Below are 1,190 nucleotides of genomic sequence, written 5' to 3'. Positions count from 1 at the left end.
TCCAGCCACCGTCCGCCGTCGTCGCCGTGGACGGGGGCCTCGGTCGCGGCGACGCCCACCAGCTGGCTGCCCTCGTCCTGCACCACGGCGAGGCCCTCCCGCAGGACCTCGGAATCGGCCGGATCCCCGCCGCCCGCGGGCAGATGCACCCCGTAGGGCGAGTACGGCGCGACCTCGCCGCCGGTGATCGCCGCGAGTTCGTCGGCGCTGACCTGCCCCGGCTTGGCCAGCAGGTGCACCGCGGGCCGCGCGTCGTCGGCGGCCAGCGCCTCCGCCAGCTCGGCGCCCTTGTCCCCCAACGCCTCGGCGAACGCGCGAGCGACCCAGCGCGGGTGTGCGGTGCGCGCCGCGAGCGCGCCCACCGGGTCGTCCTCCGGCGCGGGCCCGACCTCGGCGATCCAGGTCTGTTCGTCCTTCTCGGACACCCGGCGCAACACCGCGTTGGCGAATCCCGTCACGTGCGGGCCCTCCGACGCCCGGATGACGTCCACGGTGGCCGCCACGGCCGCGTGCCGCGGGATCCGCGTGCGCAGCAGTTGGTAGGCGCCCAGGCGCAGGCCGTCGAGCACCGCGGCGTCCACCTTGCGCAACGGCCGGTCGAGGCAGGCCGCCAGGATGTCGTCGAGCAGCCCCCGGGCGCGGGCGGTGCCGTACACGAGCTCGGTGGCCAGCGCCGCGTCCCGCCCGGTGATCCGGCGCCGGCGCAACAGCTCCGGCAGGATCAGGTTCGCGTAGGCCTCGCGTTCGGTGACCGCGCGCAGTGCCTCGAACGCCACCTCCCGCGCGGGATCGTGGGCGGGAGGCGTGCGCTCCCCCGCTTTCCGCGCCGGTTTCCGCGCCCCGGGCTTGCGCCCCTCCGGCTGCTTGCGCTCATCCGACTGCGTGCGCCCGTCCGGCTGCTTGCGCGCTCCCGAGTCGCCCGCCGGTTTCCGCGCGCCCGGCTTTCCTCCCGGGGAACGCCGCGGCCGCCCGGACCGTGGTGTCCCTCCGCGCCCGTCGCTCATTCCAGGCACTCTCCCTGCTCGATCCGCGTGCCCCGGGCCCAGTCGGTGGCCGCCATCCGTTTCTTCCCCGGTGCCTGCACCTCGCCGAGCTCCACGGGCACGGTCGCGGTGCCCACGAGCACCCTGCGCCGCTGCACGCGCAGCCCACCGGGCGGGAGGTCGCCGACCCCGTCCCCGCCGGCCCCG

General features: G+C 76.9%; 1 protein-coding gene and 1 pseudogene. Both read right to left on the bottom strand.

Annotated features, from left to right (window positions below; genetic code table 11):
* Nucleotides 1-1,004 (bottom strand): transcription antitermination factor NusB (locus SACPADRAFT_RS25235; protein ID WP_324604520.1); only part of this gene is annotated, 1,004 nt, incomplete at its 3' end.
* Nucleotides 1,001-1,190: pseudogene (locus tag SACPADRAFT_RS25230) on the bottom strand (methionyl-tRNA formyltransferase); the annotation flags it as partial. The gene SACPADRAFT_RS25235 and the pseudogene SACPADRAFT_RS25230, both read right to left, overlap by 4 nt.

This window comes from Saccharomonospora iraqiensis subsp. paurometabolica YIM 90007 (assembly GCF_000231035.2).
In the GTDB taxonomy this organism is placed as follows: domain Bacteria; phylum Actinomycetota; class Actinomycetes; order Mycobacteriales; family Pseudonocardiaceae; genus Saccharomonospora; species Saccharomonospora paurometabolica.
The sequence above is the reverse complement of the archived record's forward strand: the minus strand, read 5'-3'. Positions and strand labels throughout refer to the sequence as shown.